General features: G+C 66.2%; 19 protein-coding genes. 11 read left to right on the top strand and 8 right to left on the bottom strand.

The genetic code is table 11. The features are described 5' to 3' along the window. Positions 1 to 92: 92 nt before the first annotated feature. The 4 genes from QYR03_RS05420 to aroA all read right to left on the bottom strand — a co-directional run bounded on the left by QYR03_RS05420 (position 93) and on the right by aroA (position 3,965). On the bottom strand, positions 93 to 1,226 hold the full coding sequence (locus QYR03_RS05420) for an MFS transporter (protein ID WP_301713272.1): 1,134 nt from the start codon (positions 1,224 to 1,226) through the stop codon (positions 93 to 95). Continuing rightward, a complete protein-coding gene (locus tag QYR03_RS05415; RefSeq protein WP_301713252.1) occupies positions 1,226 to 1,552 on the bottom strand; it encodes a helix-turn-helix transcriptional regulator in 327 nt (108 codons plus the stop codon). Before QYR03_RS05415 ends, QYR03_RS05420 begins: the two co-directional genes overlap by 1 nt. A gap of 129 nt (positions 1,553 to 1,681) precedes the next feature. After that, the gene (gene rsgA, locus QYR03_RS05410; protein ID WP_301713253.1) at positions 1,682 to 2,698 is read right to left on the bottom strand and encodes a ribosome small subunit-dependent GTPase A; all 1,017 of its coding nucleotides are present in this window, start codon (positions 2,696 to 2,698) and stop codon (positions 1,682 to 1,684) included. Next, the gene (gene aroA, locus QYR03_RS05405; protein ID WP_301713254.1) at positions 2,691 to 3,965 is read right to left on the bottom strand and encodes a 3-phosphoshikimate 1-carboxyvinyltransferase; all 1,275 of its coding nucleotides are present in this window, start codon (positions 3,963 to 3,965) and stop codon (positions 2,691 to 2,693) included. Before aroA ends, rsgA begins: the two co-directional genes overlap by 8 nt. Before the next feature lie 43 nt (positions 3,966 to 4,008). Here aroA and QYR03_RS05400 point away from each other — a divergent pair, with 43 nt between their 5' ends. Continuing rightward, positions 4,009 to 4,728 (top strand): SOS response-associated peptidase, encoded by a 720-nt coding sequence (locus tag QYR03_RS05400; protein ID WP_301713255.1) that lies wholly within the window; start codon positions 4,009 to 4,011, stop codon positions 4,726 to 4,728. On the opposite strand, the gene ybaK is transcribed toward QYR03_RS05400, so the two are convergent. Next, on the bottom strand, positions 4,721 to 5,191 hold the full coding sequence (gene ybaK / locus QYR03_RS05395; protein ID WP_259849601.1) for a Cys-tRNA(Pro) deacylase: 471 nt from the start codon (positions 5,189 to 5,191) through the stop codon (positions 4,721 to 4,723). The genes QYR03_RS05400 and ybaK overlap by 8 nt on opposite strands. Positions 5,192 to 5,236: 45 nt before the next feature. Between ybaK and QYR03_RS05390 the strand changes: the two genes are divergently transcribed. Then, complete coding sequence (locus QYR03_RS05390) at positions 5,237 to 5,812, top strand: sigma-70 family RNA polymerase sigma factor (RefSeq protein ID WP_259849599.1); 576 nt, start codon at positions 5,237 to 5,239, stop codon at positions 5,810 to 5,812. After that, positions 5,812 to 6,066, top strand: coding sequence for an anti-sigma factor (locus tag QYR03_RS05385; RefSeq protein WP_259849597.1), 255 nt, complete (start codon positions 5,812 to 5,814; stop codon positions 6,064 to 6,066). Before QYR03_RS05390 ends, QYR03_RS05385 begins: the two co-directional genes overlap by 1 nt. Before the next feature lie 319 nt (positions 6,067 to 6,385). Here QYR03_RS05385 and QYR03_RS05380 read toward each other — a convergent pair whose 3' ends face one another. Continuing rightward, positions 6,386 to 6,643 (bottom strand): WhiB family transcriptional regulator, encoded by a 258-nt coding sequence (locus tag QYR03_RS05380; RefSeq protein WP_076599812.1) that lies wholly within the window; start codon positions 6,641 to 6,643, stop codon positions 6,386 to 6,388. Positions 6,644 to 7,231: 588 nt separating this feature from the next. Between QYR03_RS05380 and QYR03_RS05375 the strand changes: the two genes are divergently transcribed. After that, positions 7,232 to 7,720, top strand: coding sequence for a hypothetical protein (locus QYR03_RS05375; protein WP_301713256.1), 489 nt, complete (start codon positions 7,232 to 7,234; stop codon positions 7,718 to 7,720). 234 nt (positions 7,721 to 7,954) lie between these two features. Here the strand turns inward: QYR03_RS05375 and QYR03_RS05370 are convergent, their stop codons facing one another. Both QYR03_RS05370 and QYR03_RS05365 read right to left on the bottom strand, forming a co-directional pair. Continuing rightward, positions 7,955 to 9,175, bottom strand: a complete 1,221-nt coding sequence (locus QYR03_RS05370) for a hypothetical protein (RefSeq protein WP_301713257.1) — start codon at positions 9,173 to 9,175, stop codon at positions 7,955 to 7,957. Further along, positions 9,172 to 10,518, bottom strand: a complete 1,347-nt coding sequence (locus QYR03_RS05365) for a DEAD/DEAH box helicase (protein ID WP_301713258.1) — start codon at positions 10,516 to 10,518, stop codon at positions 9,172 to 9,174. Before QYR03_RS05365 ends, QYR03_RS05370 begins: the two co-directional genes overlap by 4 nt. A 146-nt stretch (positions 10,519 to 10,664) precedes the next feature. On the opposite strand from QYR03_RS05365, the gene QYR03_RS05360 reads away from it, so the two are divergent. The 7 genes from QYR03_RS05360 to QYR03_RS05330 are packed head-to-tail and all read left to right on the top strand — an operon-like array spanning position 10,665 to position 22,254. Beyond that, complete coding sequence (locus QYR03_RS05360) at positions 10,665 to 10,889, top strand: DUF3107 domain-containing protein (RefSeq protein WP_259849583.1); 225 nt, start codon at positions 10,665 to 10,667, stop codon at positions 10,887 to 10,889. A gap of 21 nt (positions 10,890 to 10,910) precedes the next feature. After that, a complete protein-coding gene (locus tag QYR03_RS05355) occupies positions 10,911 to 11,849 on the top strand; it encodes a DUF3152 domain-containing protein (protein ID WP_301713259.1) in 939 nt (312 codons plus the stop codon). Between the two features lie 11 nt (positions 11,850 to 11,860). Then, complete coding sequence (locus QYR03_RS05350; protein ID WP_301713260.1) at positions 11,861 to 12,592, top strand: hypothetical protein; 732 nt, start codon at positions 11,861 to 11,863, stop codon at positions 12,590 to 12,592. Positions 12,593 to 12,595: 3 nt separating this feature from the next. Next, positions 12,596 to 15,802, top strand: coding sequence for an ATP-dependent DNA helicase (locus QYR03_RS05345; protein ID WP_301713261.1), 3,207 nt, complete (start codon positions 12,596 to 12,598; stop codon positions 15,800 to 15,802). A 34-nt stretch (positions 15,803 to 15,836) separates the two neighbouring features. Beyond that, positions 15,837 to 19,085, top strand: a complete 3,249-nt coding sequence (locus tag QYR03_RS05340; RefSeq protein ID WP_301713273.1) for an ATP-dependent helicase — start codon at positions 15,837 to 15,839, stop codon at positions 19,083 to 19,085. Position 19,086: 1 nt separating this feature from the next. Continuing rightward, entirely contained in the window at positions 19,087 to 20,205 is a 1,119-nt protein-coding gene (locus tag QYR03_RS05335; RefSeq protein ID WP_259849561.1) for a TrkA family potassium uptake protein, read from the top strand. A 3-nt stretch (positions 20,206 to 20,208) separates the two neighbouring features. Beyond that, on the top strand, positions 20,209 to 22,254 hold the full coding sequence (locus QYR03_RS05330; protein WP_259849559.1) for an ATP-dependent DNA helicase UvrD2: 2,046 nt from the start codon (positions 20,209 to 20,211) through the stop codon (positions 22,252 to 22,254).

Here is a 22,254-nt window from a genome sequence, read left to right as displayed (position 1 = left end):
CTGACCAGTTGGTGAATCCTGAGATGGGAGCCCTGTTCCTGCAGACTGTGGGGGCTGGTGGCGTTGGCTGAGCGCGACGTTGGCATGTACGCCTACGACTGGGAATTCATGCGCTGACGAGCAAGCTGACAGAGCAGTGCGGCCGCAGCAACGGCCGCCGCGGAACCGCACAGCATTGCCGGTGTCGCATGTGCAGCGACCAACAGTGAGCCAATGACCGCACCCAGGGCCGAGCCCAAATAGTTGGCCGACGCATTCGCAGCCACAGCCGTAGCACCATCAGAAGGATTCGTTTGCAGCAGCACATGCTGCTGGGGTGCGAGAGAAGCCCAGCCGCACAGCCCCCAGACGAACAGACTGACCACCACGATCCCAGGGACCTGCCCCAGAGTCATACCGATTAGCGCACAGGTGAGGCCAGCGAGGATGACAACGCTCAGTCGCAGCGGATTACACCTGTCTACGAAACGCCCGATGCCCAACGCTCCGACCGCACCGCCGAGCCCCCAAACCCAGATCGCCATGGTCTGATGCGAGGCAAGGCTTCCCGCGGACAGTACGACGGTCAGGTAGGTGTAGAGCCCTAGAGAAGCGCAGCCGGTCAGTAGCGTCACCATGACCGTGAGGAGATTCTTCGGGCGGGCGATGGACCTCAATCGGTCTGCAGCACCAGACGCCGCGATTGTTGGCAGTTCCCCGCCGCGCAGTGTTATTCCTGCGAGTGCAGTGCCACCGATGGCCACGATCAACAGGATCGCGGCACGCCAACCCCACCGCTGCGCCAGCGCTAGGCCGATCGGCACTCCGAACACAGTACCCACTGCCAAACCGGCAAGTACCAAAGCCAATGCACGCCCCCGACGATCCTGCCCTACGAGCTCTGCGGCAACTGCGGACGACAGTGGCGAGTACACGCCCGCTGCCGCTCCAGCCGCCACACGAGATCCCAGGAAAAGCCACACTGTCGGCGACAGAGCTGTAGCCAAGTTCGCAACTGTGAACACCAGTAAAGCGGTAATCAGACTACGCCGTGACCGTTGTCCGGCCCGCCCGGCCAGCAGAGGTCCAGCGACCGCGTAGGAGCCCGTGAAAGCCGCAACACCCAGTCCGACAGTTGCTTCCCGCGCACTCAACGATGAGGCGATGGCAGGCAGTAGACCAGCGACGACGTAGGCATCCAGGCCGAGCGCGACGCTCCCCAACACGAAGGGCCACAGCCGACTCATCATTCCTTACCCACCTCGGAACCTGCGTTGGCGATAACAGCTGCGAGCACACCGGGGAACAACTGGTCCAGATCGTCGCGCCGCAACCGAATCAGGCACGCGCGTCCCTCGCCCCGGGTCCACGTCACTCCTGCTTCACGCAGCATGCGCGTGTGGTAGGTCAGCGTCGACCGAGGAAGATCGTCCGCGAGCCCGCGGCTGTCGTGCTCCTGCCCGTCGGCAAGCCGGCGGATCATCTCCAGCCGGGTGGGGTCGCTCAATGCGGCTAGCACCTTGGCCAAAGTGATTTCGTCGGATTTCGGGTGCTGGTACTCGCGTGGTGACATTGAACCTCCTTGAATCGTGCAGTAATTCCTGCATCATAACCGTGCAAGAATTACTGCACAAACATGAAGGCTTCCTGAGCCTCAATCAACGGCTCCAGTTGGTGGATCTAGCTGGCTTAATGCCAGTCACTAGTCATAGGTCGTTTCGTTGATCCGCAGCGCCACGAGCAGGCGCCGCACCGCTTGCACGCGCCGTCCGATGACGGAATCTGGGTCGAATTCGTCCCATACGCATTCCGGATCTGCTGGCGGGCCGGCGTGTGTGCAACCGCGTGGGCAGCGCTCGGCCGCTTCCGCCAGGTCGGGGAAAGGTGCGATGACGTCGTCCGGTGAGACGTGCGCCAGCCCGAAGGAGCGGATGCCTGGGGTGTCGATGATCCAGCCGTGGCTTTCCGGCAATGCCAGCGCCACCGACTGCGTGGAGGTGTGCCGTCCCTTGCCCACGCCGGAGACCTCGCCGGTCTCCCGGTTAGCATCCGGAACGATACGGTTGACCAGCGTCGATTTGCCCACGCCGGAGTGGCCGATGACGGCGGAGAGGCGGCCGTCGATACGCTTTAGCAAAGTCGTGAGGTCGTCGTCGATGCCCGTGCGCAGCACCTCCACATCGAGGTCGGCCAGCTCCTTCTCGAACTCGCCTGGGTCCGCCAAATCAGACTTGGTCAGGCACACCACCGGGGTGACTCCGCCGACGAAGGCGGCGACGAGAGCGCGTTCCACGAAGCCGGTGCGCGGCGGGGGATCGGCCACGGCGCAGACGATGAGCAGGACCTCCGCGTTCGCCACCACAATGCGCTCGTACGGGTCCGTGTCGTCGGCTGTGCGGCGGAGCTCCGAGGTGCGCTCCTGACGCTTCACAATGCGCGCCAGCGTGTCCTTCTTGCCGCTGGTGTCGCCCACGACCCCGACGCGGTCACCGACCTCGATCGAGGTGCGGCCCAATTCACGGGCGCGCATGCACACCACCCGGGTGCCGTCCTCCAGCACGACGCCCCAGCGGCCGCGGTCCTTGGTGATCACCAGGCCCACCACGGCGTCCTTGTGCTTCGGGCGGTCCTTCGACCGCGGGCGCGACCCCTTGCCGGGGCGGACCTTCACGTCCGACTCGTCGTAGCTGGAGAAGTCCCGTCCGCCGCGCCTAGCCATGCAGCATGTCCGTCCACATCGTTTCAAAGCCGGGCAGCGTCTTCGCCGTCGTGCCGATGTCTTCGACCTCCACGCCCTCGGTGGTCAGTCCGATGATCGCACCGGCGGTGGCCATGCGGTGGTCGGCGTAGGAGTGCCAGGTGCCGCCGTGGAGTGCGGCGGGGGTGATGCGGAGGCCGTCGGGCAGCTCTTCGCACTGGCCGCCGAGTCCCGTGATCTCCGCGGTGAGGGCCGCCAGACGGTCAGTCTCGTGGCCGCGCAGGTGCGCGATGCCGGTCAGCTCGCTCGGGGTGCTCGCCTGCGTGGCCAGCGCGGCGACGGTGGGGGTGAGTTCGCCGATATCGCTCATGTTCAGCGCGATGCCCGTCAGCCCGCCCGGTGCGGGACCGGTGACCGTGAGAGTGTTGTCGGTACCGTCGCCGTCCAGGCGGACCTCGCAGCCCATGTGCTCGAGGATCTCCCGGATGACGTCGCCGGCCTGGTTCGTCGAGGACGGCCAGTGCGGCACGCTCACCGTTCCGCCGGTCACCGCCGCGGCGGCGAGGAAGGGGGTGGCATTGGACAGGTCCGGCTCAACCACCCAGGTGCCTCCCTTGATCGGGCCCGGGTGCACGGTCCACTCGGTGGGGCTCGACTCAACCCGCACACCGGCGCTGCGCACCATCTCCACCGTCATCTCGATGTGCGGTGCGGACGGCAGCCGCTCACCGGTGTGGACGATGTGCAGGCCGTTGCGGAAGCGTGCGCCCGCGAGCAGCAGGGCCGAGACGAATTGCGAGCTTGACGACGCATCCATCTCAATCCTCCCGCCTTCCGCCGACCCCGTGCCGTTGACGGTGTAGGGCAGCGAGTCGCCCTCCACGTCCACGCCTGCGTCGCGCAGAGCATCCAGCACCGTTGCGACGGGGCGCACCCGCGCCTGCTCATCGCCATCGACATGGACCGCGCCCTCCGCGAACGCTGCGACCGCCGGAATGAAGCGCATGACCGTGCCGGCCAGCCCGCAATCGATCGTGGTGCTGCCGGTGAGCTCACCCGGAGTTGCGGTGAGGCGGTCGCCCTCGGCGGTGAATTCCACGCCCATCGCCTCCAGCGCGCCCTGCATCAAATCCGTGTCGCGGGAGCGCAGAGCGCCCACCAGTGTGCTCGGACCACTAGCCAAAGCTGCGAGAACATACGCCCGGTTAGTGATGGACTTCGAGCCGGGCACCACCACAGTGCTGGTGAACGGTTCGGGGTGGAACGGCGCTGGCCACAATTGCGTCATGCGGGCCATCCTACCGAGGCAATCCCCGGCATAATGGAAAGGCATGTGCGGACGTTTCGTTCTCTTCACCACCGGCGACGACCTCATCAACGCTGTGGGTTCACTACCCGGCATCACCGAGGTCCTTGCACCCGACGGCACACCGCCGCCGCGCTACAACATTGGACCCACGCAGCAGGTTCCACTCATCCGCTTCAACAATGCCGAAGCGCAGATCGACTCCGCCCGCTGGGGTCTTTTGCCTACGTGGAAGAAAGACGAGACGGGCCCGCCGCTGTTCAACGCCCGCGGCGAGACGGTCGCCGAGAAGCCGTCGTTCCGTTCCGCCTTCGCATCCCGCCGGGGCCTGATGGTGCTGGACGGCTACTACGAGTGGCTGCAGAACGATTCAGGCGGAGCAGGCAAGAAGAAGCAGCCGTATTTCGTGCGGCCTGAAAGCGGTCTGTTCTACGCTGCGGCGTTGTGGGACACCGGCCTGGACAAACTGTCCACCACCATGGTCACCACCGACGCCACGGACAATATGTCGTGGCTGCACCACCGCCTGCCGCTCTTTCTCCTGCCCGAGGAAGTGGAGCAGTGGGTGCACGGCACCCCGGACGAGGCTCTCGAACTCGTGCACCCCTCCCGCGCGGCGCAAACACTGCAGTGGCGGCCGGCCGCCCAGGAAGTGGGCAATATCCGCAACGAATACGCCGAACTCACCGGCGACGGCCCCATGACGGACAAGCCCGCTGGGGTAGGAGACGGGCAGGCTAACTAACCGCGATGTCGGCGAATTCTGCACTGCATAGTTGCGCGAGGTCCACCGGGGACATCGCGATGGACAGGCCACGCTGACCCGCGGAGACGGTGATGGTGCCCGTGTGGGCGACGGAGGCGTCGATAAGCGTGGGCAACTGCTGTTTCGTGCCCAGCGGCGAGATTCCTCCCACGATGTATCCGGTGAGGCGCTGTGCCGCCTTCGGCTCCGCCATCTCCGCGTTCTTCCAGCCCAGCGCCTTCGCCGCGTGCTTGAGCGAGAGGTGCCCGGCGACGGGGACGCAGCACACCGCGTAGTCGCGCTCGTGGTGGATGACCAGCGTCTTCAACGTCGCTGCCGCGTCCAGCCCCAACTCCTCGACCGCGTGCTCACCGAAATGGTCCGTGCCCGCCGTGTAGCTGAGCACCTCGTGCTCCACGCCCGCGTTCTGCACGATTTCCAACGCCTGAGTCTTCGCTGCCATAGGCACCAAGCCTAGTCCCGCACGATCGCCGCTAAGATGGCACCCATGGCCGAAACCGATCTCGAACAGCGCTTCAACGAGGAGGCGATGCCGCTGCTGGACCAGCTCTACGGCGGCGCGCTGCGCATGACGCGCAACCCGCAAGATGCCGAAGACCTGGTGCAGGAGACCTACCTCAAGGCCTACAAAGCGTTCGACTCCTTCAGGGAAGGCACGAACCTCAAGGCGTGGCTGTACCGGATTATGACGAACACGTACATCAACTCGTACCGGAAGAAGCAACGCCGCCCGATCGAGACCTCCGCCGAGGACGTGACCGACCGCCAGCTGTACACGACCAGCTCCCACGACTCGACCGGCCTGCAATCCGCGGAGGTCGAGGCCCTGAAGAATCTGCCCGACACACAGATCGCGGAAGCCATGAACTCGCTGAGCGACGACTACCGCATGGTCGTCTACTACGCCGATGTCGAAGGCCTCGCGTACAAAGAAATCGCCGAGGTGATGGACATTCCCCTCGGCACCGTCATGTCCCGCCTCCACCGGGGAAGAAAACAGCTCCGCGAGCTGTTGAAAGATGTGGCGAATGAACAAGGCATTGGTCTGGAGGAGCAGAAATAATGGGCGACTGCAACATCGAACCAGCACGGGCACACGCACTACTCTGCGAATATTTCGACGCAGACACCCCCGTCGAGCGCGTCGCCGAAATCCGCGAGATCATCCAGACCTGCCCTGAAAGCTTCGCCTGGCTCAAATCGGAAACGGAGATCCGCCAGATCGTCCGCCGGTGCAACTGCCAGGACCAGGCTCCCGAAGGTCTGCGCCAGCGGATCGTGCAGTCCATCTCCATCAGCTACCGGCAGTATGAATAATTCGCTCCCTCCCGTGAAAGCGGGTGGCGCGGGTGTTGGGGGAGAATAAACAGGCAAAACAAAACTCCTCTCCGCCGGTTGTTTCCCGGTGGAGAGGAGTTTCTCGCTTTGCCTAACTCTTAGGAGTTGGGGCGCTTGCCGCGGTTAGCGCTCTTCTTGCGGCGGTCCTTGCGCTTACGACCACGCTTGCTCATAACGACCTCCTTGGGCCAAAGATACGGAACTGAAACTAACTGTCAGTCCACTTTATCGGGGACCGGCCCGGCAGCGGTAATTGGTCCGCTCATGCACTCGGCCGGCCGGCGGCGGTGGATGCTATTTACGCGGAGACGCGCTGACGGTTGCGCTGCTTGTTGCGGCGCTTAAGGGCGCGGCGCTCCTCCTCGGACAGGCCACCCCAGACGCCGGCGTCCTGGCCGGTCTCCAGAGCCCACTTCAGGCACTGGGAGGTGACGGGGCAGCGGTGGCACACAAGCTTGGCCTGTGCGATCTGGGACAGTGCGGGGCCGGAGTTACCGACCGGGAAGAACAATTCCGGGTCTTCGTCGCGGCAGATTGCTTCGTGGCGCCAATCCATGGTGATCAGTCTCCTTCTAGGTCTTTGAGGTCTTCGAGATCGTTGAGATCTCAGTGGTTCGGATGTCGTGAAATGTCATGAAGCGTGCACACCACTAGCAAGCCCGTCGATAAGCGCAGGAATGCTTCGCGCATGGCAGCGCGACAAGAAAACCTGGCTTAAATCAGGGTTTGCGCAAGCAGGCGATTTCCGGTTGCGAACGGGCGGTGTTCCCGGTGGCTTCGGGACCCGTCTTCCGTTTACCGGAAGTTAACTCCGTGGTGGCTTGGGGTTAGCGGCTAGGTAACTAGCTCGTTGTTTTTGCTACCCGAGAATAATGGCACGTTTACATACATTGCGCTAGGGGTAAACGCCAAATTGTGACGCGAATCATATAATTTCCCGGATTTTTAATGGAAACGGGGGCTGGGCTGTTGGCCGGAGGGGTTCCTTACCACCCGTCGGACCTACTGTGAACTGGGCATTTTGTTCAGTCAAGTGAGATGTGACCAGACCCACTACGTCAAATCGCGTCTATGTGCGATACCCGGTCCGCGCCGGTTCGGCGCGCAATAACGCCGTTCAAGGCGGTGGCTTTAGGATGAAAGCGTGAATGCGAACGCCCCGGAACCGAAGAAGAACCTGCCCAGCCCTGAGGATGCCCGCGCCACGGCGGCAGCGCCCGCGCCAATGAAGGCGGCGGCCGTGATGGCCGTGCTCGAAGGCATTGTGGCGATCGGCTACGGCATTTACCTCGCCGTCGAGCAGGTCACAACGGGTGCCGACGAATCCCTCGTCCAATCCGACACCTCCGCCTTTGCCTTGGTCGGCGTGGGCACCGCGCTGTTCATACTGTGCACATTCGGGCCCATGGCCTACGGCGGCATCAATATCCTGCGCGGCAACCAATGGGGGCGCAGCATCATCGTGTTCATGAACGTGCTGCTGCTCGGCATCGCCTTCTACATGTTTAGCGGAGGCGCGACTCTGCTCGGCGCGGTCACTCTTCTCGCTGCCGCGATCACGCTCGTGTGCGCGCTCCACCCCGTGTCCACAGAGTGGGCCACCGCCGCGTTCGACGCGCGACGCGGGAAGTAAGGCTGATTGGCCCCAGGTATAAGGCTGGTTGGCCCCAGATGTCTGCGGGCTGGTGAATCTGTTTGCAAACGCGATATGCGTGACTGGCTATAGTTCCTGCTCACGGCGTTTTCGATCTTGCCCTTCCGGGGCGATCATGCAAACAGATTCACCAGCTGTGTCTCCCGGTGGCTCGCGGTCCCCTGGCGGCTCTGGTGGCTCGCAGCGGCTCCTGGCTCACGGAGCGGAAGGGAGCTACTGCACGAGGTCGAGGACCGCGATGTCGGTGCCGCGCTTCTCCACGACGGTGGCGCCGGCGGAGGCGATCGAGACCGGGCCGGTGTGGCCGTTCCGATTGACGGGGATGACGCGGTCGATGGACTTGGTTTCCCAGTTCGCCACGGCGATTCCCTGGGCGGTGGGGTAAACCAGCCGGTCGCCAGCACCGAAGCCGGTGCCCAAGGCATCGGCGAAGATGGTGGTCACCGCGAGGGTATCCGGGTCGAGCAGCATGAGGTTCTTGCCGTCGTAGTAGCTCATGTGGTGCGGCAGGTCGGCGATCTGGGGGTTGGCGATGCCGGTGGGGGAGTCGGCGAGCAGATCGCTCTGGGGGACCGCGGAGCTGGCGAGCTCTTTGCCGTCCTGGTTGAAGGAGGTGACCTGGGACGAGCCCGGGTCGTAGACGGCGGCGGCTTCTTGGCCGACGGCGACAAGGTAGGAGCCCTCGCTGATCTCCACGGACTCGTAAAGCTCAGGCTTTCGGGAATCCTCCGGGGCGGCCTTCTGCATGCGCAGCCACGCACCGTCGTCGCAGACCTCGGTGAGAGCAAAGAACTCCGTGCGCGTCATCGCGGAGGTGATGCGGCAGCCGGGGTTCGGCTGGAACTCGGGCTCCTGGGGCGCTTCCACCTCGCCGTACTCGGCGGTGCGCACCAAATCGGAGCGCCAGATCTCGGTGCGCGACGGGGCGACGGTGCCCACGCGGTCGTTGGAGGAGATGACCTCGACCTCGTCCGGGGCGACCGAGGAGCGGGTGTGGGAGTACTGGCCGGTGGTCGCCTTGATGGCCACCACGTCGCCACAACCGACATTGGTGCGGTAGACGGCCACGACATCGTCCCACGCCTCAGCCATGCCGCACAGTTCCGCGCCGCGCTTGTAGGTCCACTGCTCCTTCCCGTCGGGGGTGGAGCCGGTGATCGTGCGGCTGTCCTTGTCGTATGTCACGATGCGGCCGGCGACGGTGAGGGGGCGGGGGTCGGGGGAGTCGTCGTGAAGCGTGGCTCCCTCCTGCAGTGACTGCGGGGCGATGGCGAGCACGCCGCCGTTCGGCAGTTCCTCAGCGGCGGGCGTGAGCTTGTCCTGGCGGATCGGCGCGGTGAAGAACGCGATGAGCAGGGCTAGAACCGCCACGGCGGCGATTACGCCGGTGGCAATGAGGTCGCCGCGGGTGCGGCGCAGCGGAGCTTTGCTCATCGCCGCTTCCTCCTTGAATTAGAACGGGAACGGGACGGCCGTTTGCCGGAACGGCCGCGGCTCTCGCGCTGGGGGCCGGACTTTTTGCGCGTGCCGTGCACGCTGCGGGCGGGGCCGACGGTGGAACTTGCGCTGTCGGGAATGCCGAGGGCCTCGCGCAGCTCGGGCGAGGTGGAAAACCAGGTGGGGGGCTCGGGGGTGTCGAGGGAGAGCTCGTCGCTGATCAGCTTCCACTTGGCACCTTCGTCGAAGCCGACGAGGGTGACTGCGGTGCCGGTGCGGCCCGCGCGCCCGGTTCGGCCGATGCGGTGAACGTACGTCATCGGGTCGTCCGGGGTCTGGTAGTTGATCACGTGGGTGACGTCGTCCACGTCGATGCCGCGGGCGGCGACATCGGTGGCGACGAGAATCTCCACATCGCCGTGGCGGAAGGCGTCCAGGGAGCGCTCGCGGGCCTCCTGGCCCAGGTCGCCGTGCACGGAGCCGACGGCGAAACCACGGCCGGCCAGGTCCTCGGCAACTTCGGCCGCGGTGCGCTTGGTGCGGGTGAAGATGATGGTCTTGCCACGGCCGCTGGCCTGCAGGATCCGGACAGTGACCTCTGGTTTATCCATCTTATGCGAGCAGAACACGACCTGTTTGGTGGTGTCGTGGACCTGGGAGGATTCAGTGGCCTCGGCGCGGATGTGCAGAGGTTTGTTCATCATCGAGCGGGCGAGGGTGAGGATCTGGCCGGGCATGGTCGCCGAAAAGAGCATGGTCTGGAGCGGCTGGTTCAGCGCGCCCCACAGCTTCTGGATGTCGGGCAGGAAGCCTAAGTCGAGCATCTCGTCGGCTTCGTCGAGGACGAGGATGGCCACCTGGCTCAAGTCCAGGTCGCCGCGCTGGTGCAGGTCCAGAAGACGGCCAGGGGTGCCGACTACGACATCGACCCCGTCGTGGAGGGCATCGAGTTGTTCGTCGTAGGGGCGGCCGCCGTAGATCGTCGATAAGCGGACGGGCGTGTTCTTCGCCGCGAGCGTGAGGTCCTCGCCCACTTGGACGGCGAGCTCGCGCGTGGGAGTAATGACCAAGGCGCGCGGGGTCCCGTCGAGCTCGGCGATGTCCGCGTCGTCGAAGACGCGATCGAGCAGCGGAACGCCGAAAGCGAGAGTCTTGCCCATGCCGGTGCGGGCCTGGCCGATCAAATCGCGGCCGGTCAACGCGATCGGGAGGGTGAGCTCCTGGATGGAGAAAACTCGCTCGATTCCATTGTCTGCGAGCGCCCCGACGAGCTCCGCGGCAACGCCGAGCTCGGCGAACGTCGGCGGCTGCGGTGGCTGCTGTACGGAACGATCGGGCACGTGAACATCTTAACCACCCCTCGTTACAATATGACCAACGCCGGCAACGGCACTGTGTCCAATGGGCGGTGATCAGAGGATTAGACGCCCGGCGGACGATGAACCGACGCATTAATGCAGAAGAAATAGAGATAAGGACGGCACGCATGGAAATCAAGATCGGTCTGGCGGACTCCCACCGCGAACTCTCCATCACCTCCACCAAGGAGCAGGACGAGCTACTCGGCGAAATCACCTCGGCGATTGAGTCGGGCGCGCCCACGGTGGCCCTCGACGACGAGCGGGGAATGAAGTACGTCGTGCGCACCGAGCGCATCCTCTACGTGGAATTGGGTAACTCCAGCCCGCGTGCTGTCGGCTTCTCCGCCTAGCCCCGCGATAGATTGAGGGACATGACCTACCACCCGGACGGCCGTATGGACGGCGCGCATCACCCCGCCCAAGGCCACAGAAAGGCCCAGCGTTCCGAGCTCGGTCGTTTCGTGGACACATATGGGTGGCGCGCGTACGCCATTCCTGTCCTGGTTGTGGTGACGGCCCTCGTGATCTGGAGCATCGTCAACACACCGGAGGGCGAGACAGTCGGGGCGACGTCGCGTGCGCCGCAAGGCACGCAGGTCAACGGCGATTCGTCGCGCGAGACGGTGCCGGATATGCCGGAAGGCAAAGTGGCCATGACCGAGCTGCCGCCGGGCGGCCCTTTCACGGAGCAGGGCAAGGGTACCTACCGCCCCGTCGGCTCGCTGGGCATGACGGCCGGTGAAGGCAAGGAAAAGGTCGTGCGCTTTTCCACCGAGGTGGAGGACGGTATCGACACCAGCAGCTTCGGCGGCGACGATTCTTTCGCCGCGCTTGTCGACGCCACGTTGTCCGATCCCCGGGGCTGGACGAATGACCCGAAATTCCGCTTCGAGCATGTCTCCGCCAGCGACAACCCGGATCTGCGCATCCAGCTCACATCCGTGGGCACGACCCGCGAGACCTGCGGCAATGACCTCGGGCTGGAGACCTCCTGCCGGATTTTCACCGAGAAGGACGGCGACCGGGTGATCATCAACGAGTCCCGCTGGGTGCGCGGCGCGGCACCGTACAACGGTGATTTGGGGATGTACCGCCAGTACCTGATCAACCACGAGGTCGGCCACGCCCTGGGCTACGCCGCGCATGAGCCGTGCGACGGCGACGGCAATCTGGGGCCCGTGATGATGCAGCAGACCCTCAGCCTGAACAACAAGGAGCTGTTCGAACTCGCGCCGGAAGAAGTCTACCCGGACAACGAGGACACCTGCCGCGCCAACCCATGGCCGTATCCGCGTCCGACGCAGGTCTAGGAGGTGCACTGTTGGGGATCCCGGGTCATGTGCTGACATCATTCCAAGCCGACGAAGCCCAGGCGCAGCCACTCGGCCCCGAGTGGGGCAACGGTGTGCGCTTCGGTCGGATCGTCATTTCCGCGGCGTTCCGGCACGCCGCCTGGTCGTCGAAGATGCGGGAGAAAGTCACCGTGCCCGGTGTGCGCGTCGCCCGCCCGGTGCGCGCCACCGACGGCCGCTTCACCGTTGCGGGCTACCACGCCACGGATTTCGTGGAGGGCGAGCCGGGGCACCGCGTGGATGAGGCGGTCGCCGCGGCGCTGCGCTTCGACGACACCATGGCGCATTTCCCGGTCCCCGCCCTCGACCGCGACGACCCGTGGGCGCGCGCGGACCGCGCCGCTTGGTCGGGCCACCAGCTTCCAGGGAAGAAACTGCAGGTCGTGCACGCTGATTTCCTCGGTTGCTGCCTGTTCGCCGGCTCGCTGCCGCCCGCGTTGACGGACTTCGTCCCTGCCGCGGCTGCGCGGCCTCACGGTTACAGCGCGGCGCTGGCGCTTATCGACGGCCTCCTTGCCGACGCCGTCGATGACGCCGTGCTGGGCAGGTGGTCCCATATCCCGGACTTGGCCTACATGTGCGAGCGCGCGCTGGATTACCGTGCGGCGCTGAACACCGAATTCGGCGATCCTTCGAACATTAGTGCGAAAATTGAGCGGGTGCGCGGCCTGCTCGTGTCCGGGGCGGATGCCACACTGTAGGGCATGACACAGACCCAAGACACCCACGTGGCAGGTGTGACGCTACCGCCGCACCCGCAGGCTTACCTGGTCGGCCGGGAACGTGTCGTGGCCGACCGCGAATGGCCGGTTGAGCTGCCCGTCCGCGGCACATGGAAAGTCACCGGCAAGGCCGGCTCCGGCGTGACCAGCTTTCTCATCGACACTGCGGTGGAGCGGATCCGCGCCGGGGCCGATCCCGCTGGTGTGGTGCTCCTGACCGCCTCCAAGGAATCGGGTGCGCGCGTGAGGGCGGAGCTGTCCGACCGGCTCGCAGTGTCCGGCTTCGTCGCCGATGAGCCGATCGTGCGCTCCATCCACTCGCTCGCCTTCGCACTGGTGCGTCTGGGTGATCCGGCTGCGGAGGAGAACCCGGCTGACGCAGAGCCGATCCGGTTGATCTCCGGCGCTGAGCAAGACTTCGCCATCCGCGAGCTCCTTCAGGGCCACGCCACGGACGGTGGAGGAACCTGGCCGGCGGAGCTGCGCCCGGCACTGCCGATGGTGGGTTTTGCCCGCCAGTTGCGCGACTTTCTGCTCCGCGCGGTTGAGCGGACGCTCACCCCGGACGATCTGCGCACGATGGGGAAGCGCCACGGTATTCCGGTGTGGTCGGCCGCCGGCGATTTCCTGGCCGAATACCAGGACGTCATGGCCCTGTACGGCGCCCGCAGCTATTCCGCCTCCGAGCTGGTCGCGCACGCGGTGCGTGCTCCGCTGCCGAAGACGTGGCACACGGTCATCGTTGACGACGCCCAGCACCTGGATCCGGCGTCGGGCCAGTTGGTAGAGCAGCTCGCCGAAGGCGCTGAGCTCACCGTCATCGGCGGCGACGAGGAACAGTCCGTCTTCCGCTTCCGCGGCGCCTCACCGCTGTTCTTCCGCGGCTTGGGTTCCAGCGGCGGCGGTATTGGTGCCGGCGCTGGAACCCAGGTCATCGATCTGGGGGCGACGAAGCGCAACCCCAGCGCGGAGGCGGTCATCGCGCCGAGTTCGGCGGTGAATAACGCCGCGGTGGTGGACCGTCTGCGCCGCTGGCACCTCGAGGACGGACTCGCCTGGCGCGATATGGGCGTCGTTGTGCGCTCGGTGGGCATGATTGAGCCGCTGCGCCGCGCGCTGCTCCAGGCGGGCGTGCCCGTTGCCGTGAACCCGACCGATGTCGTGCTGGCGGAGCAACGCATCGTTGCCGCCATGCTACTCGGACTCAAGGCACTGACGGGCCAGCTGAGCATGGCGCAGTGGCGGGAGCTGCTGCTCGGTCCCGTCGGCGGCACAGATCCCGTCACGCTGCGCCGTCTCCTGCGCGGCCTGCGTCGGTGGCGGCCGGACTCGCGCGCGGAAGTGACGCTGTCAGAGCTGCTCGCGCAGGAGGAGGACCTGCCTGATTTCGGCTCCACGCTCACGGACCGCGAGCTGCAGATTCTGAACCGGATCCGGGACGTGCTCGATGCCGGCCGGGCAGCGTTGGCGGAAGGCGGCAGCGTCGAGGAGGTGCTGTGGGCGATCTGGTCGGCGACGAAACTGGCGGACAGCCTCATGGCCATCGCACTGCGCGGTGGAGCGGCCGGCTCACAGGCTGACCGGGACTTGGATGCGATGATGGCACTGTTCGACGCGGCGGGGGACTTCACCGAGCGCCGCCCCAGCGCCACGGTGGAATCCTTCATCGCCCACATCGAAGAGCAGGAGCTGCCCACCGGCGTGCGCGACCGGCGCACCGCCACCCCGGATGCGGTGCCCTTGCTGACCGCCCACGGCGCCGCCGGACGGGAATTCGCGCGCGTCATCGTGTCGGGTGTGCAGGAGCTGTCCTGGCCGACGCTCAGCGAGACGGGCACGCTCATGCGGCAGGAGGACTTGGTCGACCTGGTCGACGAGGGCATTGACCCGGCCACGCCGGTCTCCCACATCGCGGACCGCTTGAAGGAGGAGCGTCACCTGTTCCACATGGCGGTCAGCCGCGCCACCGACCGCATCGTCGTCACTGCGGTGCATTCGGAGGAGGGCGACGAGGTGGTGGAACCGTCGCGCTTCATCGCCGAATTCGCCGCCGACTACGGCATCGTGCCCCAGGAGATCGCGGCTGTTCCCGTCCCTGCGCAAGAGCTCGTGAGTGCGGAGGCGGCCGCGGAGGCCGCCCCGGCACTCTTCGACAGCGTGGGCGGGGATAGTGAGGAGTTGCGTTCCGACGCCGGTGCAGTCCGCGTGCTGGCAGTGGAGGACATTGTCGCGGAACTGCGCCGCGCGCTCACCGACGGTGACTCGAGCGAGCAGACGCGGCTGCAGGCGGCGCGGCAGTTGGCGCGTCTGGCGGACGCCGGCATCGCCGCGGCGGATCCGGGGCAGTGGTGGGGGACGACGGAGCCATCGATAAGCGAGCCGCTCCCGCGGCCCGCCCGCCTGTCGCCTTCGCGCATCGAGGGCCTGCTGAAATGCCCGATGAGCGGGGTGCTCGAACGCGAGATCGCGCCCGCGGCGAATGACGCGATGACGCGCGGCACGCTGATCCACTACTTCTTCGAGGCGCTCGGCAACGGCGTCGACCGTGACCTTGCGCGCGCCGACACGATCGAGGCGTACCGCGCACTGTTCAGTGTCCCGCCGTGGAAGGAAGCGAACGATCTGGCCGAATTCACCACTGTGCTGGACCGGTGCGAACAGTGGATCGACTCCACCCGCGGGACCTTCTCGCAGCTCGGCGTGGAGGTGCCCGTCCACGTGGAAGTCGTGCCAGGGCTGGCCATCGGAGGCCGCATCGACCGGCTGGAACGCGAAGGCGATGCCGACGGCGACGGGCCGGTGCAGATTGTCGACCTGAAGACCGGGAAGTCAGCGACCCCGCTGAAGGAGGCCGAGGAACACCCGCAGCTGCTCAGCTACCAGCTGGCGTTGAGCCGCGGAGTGTGGCGCGACGGGGCCGTGGTCACCGCAGGGGACGGCGAGAAGCCGCTGGACGTCGGCGGCGGAATCCTGTTCTTCCCCGCGGCGAAAGCCAAGAAACCGACCGTGCGCACGCAGTCGCCGAAGGATTCCGGGCAGCTCGCTGAATTCGCGGAGCTGATCAGTCCGCTCATCGACGAGATGACGGGCCCGGAGCTGCGCGCAGTGACCGGCGACCACTGCGCGTTCTGCCAACTGAAATCCATCTGCCCGGCACAGCCTGAAGGAGAGGTGACCACCCGTGGCTAGCACTCCCGTCCCGCCCACGACGCTGTGGCGCTACATGGGCGAGAAATTCATGCCCACCGACCAGCAGGCCGCCGTCATCGGCGCCGAACCGGGCCCGTTGCTCGTTGTCGCCGGCGCCGGCGCCGGAAAGACCGAGACCATGGCCTCGCGCGTGGTGTGGCTCGTGGCCAACGGCTACGTCCGGCCCGAAGAAGTTCTCGGCCTGACCTTCACCAGGAAGGCTGCGCAGGAGCTGGGCAAGCGCATCCGCACCCGGCTGGAGAAGCTCGCGGTCGACGAGCAAGTGGTCCGCCGCCTTGACCCGACGGGGAATCTAGCGGAATCGTTGACCGCGATCGCGCCGACGGTGTCCACCTACGACTCCTACGCGGGCAACCTGATCCGCGAATACGGCCTACTCGTGCCCGTCGAGCCGGATGCGCGCCTGATCACCGACGCAGAGCTCCACTCGATCGCCTGGGAGGTGGTCAACGACCACGGCGGCAAGCTGCTCCACGGGGTGGCCGAAAACCCGGCCATAGACACGGTGGTGGACACTCTGCTGCAGCTGGTCACCAACATGGGCAACGAGCTCTTCCCGCACGAACGCATCGCGGAGGAAACCGAGGCGTTCCTGGACAACCTGGCTAGCCTCCCGCGCGGTAAAGGGCAGGTAGAGACTTACAACAAGACGGTGCAGGGGTGGGCCGACCACCAGCAGCTCCGCCGCGCCTACGCGGATCTTGCCCTGGAGCTCGGCCGCGAACTACGCGAGCGCGGCGTGGTCACCTTCAACGAGCAGATGTCCGTGGCGGCGCAGATGGCCGCCGACCATCCGGGTGTGGGCGCCTCCCAGCGGGACCGTTTCCGCGTGATCATGCTCGACGAATACCAGGACACCTCCCACGCCCAGCGCGTGCTGCTGCGCAGCCTGTTCGGGGAGAACCGGGACGACCCGTCCCGCCACGCCCACCCGCTCACCGTCACCGTGGTGGGCGACCCGATGCAAGCCATTTACGGCTGGCGCGGAGCCACCGCTGCGAACTTGGCCGCCTTCGTCGACGACTTCCCGCTGCCGGACGGTTCTCCCGCACCGAAGACGCAGTTGACCACCTCGTGGCGCAATCCGCCGGAGGTGCTGGCCACAGCAAATTCTGTTTCCGCCGCGGTGTTGGGCACCCCGGAGGGCAGTCAGCGCGCCGTGGAGCCGCTGACCTCGAAACCCGACGCGCAGCCGGGCGTCGTCGAGCTGGGTTTCTACGCCACCGAGGACGAGGAGATAGCCGTCGTCGCCGACATGCTGGCCGAGGATTATCACGGGCGCGTCGACGCTGGCAGGGAAGTCTCCTCGGCTGCGCTGGTGCGCAAGAACAGGCATTCCGCGGCCATCGCAGAGGCTCTGGAGGAGCGCGGCGTGCCCTACGAGATCGTGGGCACCGCCGGTCTGCTCACCGTGCCCGAAGTGGCGGACACTGTCGCGGTGGCGCGCATGCTTGTGCACCCGCAGGACTCGGCCGCCGCGTTGCGCATCCTCGCCGGCCCCGCGTGCGGTCTGGGTTTGAAGGACATTTCCGCGCTGGCCGGCCGTGCGGTGAATCTGGCCGGCGAGCGGCGTGCGAATGCCGTCGACGAGCTGCCCGCGGACACCGACCCGCGCGAGCGCCTGCAGGTGCAGCTGGCGGAGCTGATCGAGAACGCCGAGAACGCGGTGGGGGAGAACGAGCGCAGCGTGGGCCTCGGCGACGCGGTGGCCGATCTGGGTGAGCCCGAGCGCTATTCACCGGAGGGGCTGCTGCGCTTGCAAGCCCTGGCCGCGAAGCTGCGCGCCCTGCGCACCCGCAGTCTGGGCAAACGCCTGCCGGACCTGTTCGACGACCTCGTGGCCACCTTCGGCATCCGCACCGAAGTCCTTGCGCGCCCGTCGCAGACGGGCACCGTCCACCTGGATAAATTCGCAGAGACCGTCGCCGCCTACCCGGGCGCCGATATTGAGGGCTTCCTGTCCTACCTGGACTTGGCCGCCGAGCATGAGGACGGCCTCGAACCCGGTTCCGTGAGCACCAGCGGCGACCGGGTGCAGATCCTCACCGCTCACAAAGCGAAGGGCCTGGAGTGGGACACTGTCGCCGTTGTGCACGCGGACACCCAGACCTACAGCGTCACCACCGAGACTTTTCTCAGCCAGGTCAAGCACGTCCCAGACGATGATTACGACGTGTTTAGTGCCGCTGAAGACCGCTCCGAATTCCAGAAGCTCTCCGAAGAGTACAAAAAGGCCAAGAAGGCCGAGCTCGAGGAAGAAGCGGCACGCTTGTTCTACGTCGCGGTTACCCGCGCGGCAGAAAGGCTCATGGTCACCGGCTCCGCCATCGTGCCTGACCGTGAAAGGCAGGCCGAGCCCTACGCGCACTTCCGTGCCCTGCGCGACGTGCTCATGCACCCCGAAGGCACACCCGCGGCGGAGGTCCTGCACTGGTGGGAGGGCGGCGAGTCCGGGGAGGACGCACCGACTGCGACCCGCGAAGGCCTGTGGCCCCACTACTCGGCCGAGCCCGCGACAGTGGCAGCGGCAGAGACGGTCCGCGCCGCACGCGGAGAACTGCCCGCGCTGGCGGACGGTGAGCTGTACTCCCTGTGGGAGCGCGACACAGAGGCACTCATCGAGGAGCACAAAGCCGCGGAGCGGCCCGCTGTGCCCGTGGTCATGCCGGCCACGCTGACCGCCTCCGACATCGTCGCCTTGCGTGCTGACCCGGAGCAGTTCGCCCGCCGCGCGCGCCGCCCGGTGCCGTTCAAACCGAACGCCTACGCCAAGCGCGGCACCGCCTTCCACGAATGGATCGAGGGGTTCTTCGGGGCGCGTCCCCTGCTGGACGACGATGAGCTGCCCGGCAACCTCGAGCCGGACGTGGATGCCGAGACCCTGGCGCGGCTGAAGGAGAATTTCTCCGCCAGCCAGTGGGCCACCCGCACTCCCGCCCACATCGAGCACCCCTTTGAAATCGATCTGGGGACATCCACGGTGCGTGGGCGCATCGACGCCGTTTTCGAGGACCCCGACGGGTGGACCATCGTGGACTGGAAGACCGGCAGCAAGCCCCAGGCGGCGGAGATGCGCGCAGCGAAACTGCAGCTAGCGGTCTACCGCGAGGCGTGGCGCCGCATCGCCGCCGACGGCAAGCCCATTCGCGCCGTCTTCTTCTACGTCCGCACCGGTGAGGACTTCTCGCCCACTGACCTGCCTGAACGCGGGGAGCTGGAGGGCTTGCTGCAACGAGCGGCTCCGGCCAGTTTAGAGTCGTGATATGGCGCTTTCGTTTGGTCCGCGGATTTCATTCCGCAGCAGGCTGCGCGGTGAGGAACTCACCGCGCTTCCTGACCATGCGCTCATCAACGTCATCCGCCTCCCGCAGGCGGCGCGGAGCACTCCGTGGGCGCTGATCAGCCGCCGCTTCGTGTACGCGATCCTCCTCGTGGTCATCGTCGCCGTGATCGTGTGGATGGATAAGGACGCGTACTCCGAGCCGTTGACATTCATCGACGCCGTGTACTACTCGGCCGTGTCGCTCTCGACCACCGGCTACGGCGATATTACCCCGGTGACTCAATCTTCCAGGTTGGTCAACATCTTCATTGTCACTCCGTTGCGCGTGGCGTTCCTGATGCTGCTCGTCGGCACAACGCTGTCCGTGCTCACGGAGGATTCCCGTAGGACGCTGCAACTTCAACGGTGGAGGAAAACCGTGCGCAACCACACCATCATCATCGGTTACGGCACCAAGGGCAGGTCCGCTGTCGAGGCATTGCTTGCCGACGGCATGTCGCCCTCCAATATCGTCGTCATCGATGCCAGCAACGAAGCCCTCGTCCACGCGGAGAACCGGGGGCTGGTGTGCGTCCACGGCAACGCCACCAAATCAGACGTGCTGAAGATTGCCGGTGTCAGCCGCGCCCGGTCCGTGGTGGTCGCACCGTCCTCGGATGACACCGCTGTGCTGGTCACGTTGTCGGTGCGCGAGATCAACCCGGGCGTGAACATCGTCGCTTCGGTGCGCGAAGCTGAGAACCAGCACCTGCTGGAGCAGTCGGGCGCGGACTCGGTGGTCATCTCCTCGGAAACAGCCGGACGCCTGCTCGGCATCGCAACCTCCACCCCGACCGTGGTGGCCATGATGGAGGACCTGCTCAGCCCCAACGCCGGATTCACGGTCTCCGAGCGTATGGTCCTCGACGACGAAGTGGGAGCGAACCCGCGCCACCTCGCCGACATCGTCTTGGGTGTGGTCCGCTCCGGCGAGCTCTACCGCCTCGATTCCCCGGAGGCGGAGACCGTCGAGCCGGGCGACAAGCTCCTGTACATCCGCTACGCCGAGGAGACCCCGGACGACCTGTCCGAGGCCGCCCGTTCGCAAGAGGATGATTAATACGTGATCGATCTCGACCAGCTCGACGAAGACCAGCGAGTCGCCGCCACCGCGCCACGGGGGCCGGTGTGCATTCTCGCCGGCGCGGGAACCGGTAAGACCCGCACCATCACCTACCGCATTGCGCACCTGATCGACCAGGGCTTCGTCGTGCCGCAAAAGGTCCTGGCCGTCACCTTCACCTCCCGCGCGGCGGGGGAGATGCGCGACCGCCTGCGCACGATGGGCATCGGCGGTGTCCAGGCCCGCACGTTCCACGCGGCGGCACTGCGCCAGCTTCGGTATTTCTGGCCGCAGGTGGCGGGCGACCTGCCGTGGACACTGATCGACAACAAATTCCCGCTCGTCGCCCGCGCCACCCGCACCGTCGGCCTGGAACCGGACAAAGAGCTCGTGCGCGACCTCCTCGGCGAGATTGAGTGGGCCAAGGCCTCCCTGATCACACCGGAGGGCTACGCCGGCGCGATTGAGAATTCCCACCGCGAGCCGCCAGCAGCGGCGGAGAAAGTCGCGGCCGTGTACAAGCGCTACGAGGAAGCCAAGACCAGCCCGGAGGGCATGGCGCTCGATTTCGACGACTTGTTGCTGCACGTCGCCGGCGCGCTGGAGAATGCCCCGGCCGTTGCCGAGGAATTCCGCAACCAGTACCAGACCTTCGTCGTGGACGAGTACCAGGACGTCACCCCGCTGCAGCAGCGGGTGCTGGAGGGCTGGCTCGGTCAGCGCGACGACCTCACTGTGGTGGGCGACGCCAACCAGACGATTTACTCCTTCACCGGCGCGACGCCGGATTACCTGCTGAATTTCTCCCGCACGTACCCGCACGGCACCGTGGTGAAGTTGCAGCGGGACTACCGTTCCACACCCGAGGTCACCGACCTGGCCAACACCGTCATCTCCAAGGCCACGGGCAGGGAAGCGGGCACCCGCCTGGAATTGCAGGGCATGCGCGATCCAGGGCCGGAGCCGACATTCGCCTCCTACCCGGACGAGCCTTCGGAGGCGCGCGATGTCGCCGCCCAGATCAAGAAACTCATCGCCGCGGGAACCCCCGCCCGCGAGATCGCCGTGCTCTACCGCATCAACGCGCAGTCGGCGGTGTTCGAGCAGGCGCTTTCCGATGCCGGCGTGGTCTACCAAGTCCGGGGCGGCGAAGGCTTTTTCACCCGGCCCGAAATCCGCGAGGCGATCAACGTGCTCGTCTCCGCCACCCGCCGCAACGACTTGCCCGACGACCCAGTGGCGGTGGCCAAGGCGGCGTTCGCGCCGCTGGGCCTGTCGGCCACCGAGCCAGAGGGCGCCCGCCAGCGCGAGCGGTGGCAGACACTCAACGCATTGGTGGAGCTCATCGCCGACATTGTCCGCACCGGCGAGGCCACCGACTTGCCCGGGGTGCTGGGGTCCCTGCGCCAGCGCGCGGAAGCGAAGCAGCCCCCGGCTGTCGACGGCGTGACGCTGGCCAGCCTCCACGCCGCGAAGGGCTTGGAGTGGGATGCGGTCTTCCTCGCCGGACTGGTGGAGAAGACCCTGCCGATCTCGCACGCCATCAAGGCCGGCGACGATCAGATCGAGGAGGAGCGCCGCTTGTTCTACGTGGGCATCACCCGTGCCCGCGAGCACCTACACCTGTCGTGGTCGCTGGCCCGGCAGGAGGGTGGCCGAGCTTCCCGCGAGCGCTCCCGCTTCCTCGACGGTATCGCCCCGCAGCTGGATGTGGAGGCCGCGCCAGAGCGGCTGAAACGCTCCAAGCGGTGCCGCGTGTGCGGCAATCAGCTCGCCACCCCGGCGGAGAAGAGCCTCGGCCGCCATGAGGACTGCGAACCGACCTACAATGAAGCCGCATTCTTGGCGCTGAAACAGTGGCGTCTCGAGGTCGCGCGCGAAGCTCAGCATCCGCCGTACATGGTGTTCACGGACGCGACGCTGCTCTCGGTTGTGGAGGCGATGCCCGCCAGCGAAGGCGAGCTGCTGGACATCTCCGGGATCGGGCCAGCCAAGCTCGAGCAGTACGGCGAGGACCTGCTCGCTGTGCTCGAGGATTATCGCTAG

This window comes from Corynebacterium sp. P4-C1, from assembly GCF_030503595.1.
Taxonomy (GTDB): domain Bacteria; phylum Actinomycetota; class Actinomycetes; order Mycobacteriales; family Mycobacteriaceae; genus Corynebacterium.
This window is presented reverse-complemented; position numbering and strand designations above follow the sequence as displayed.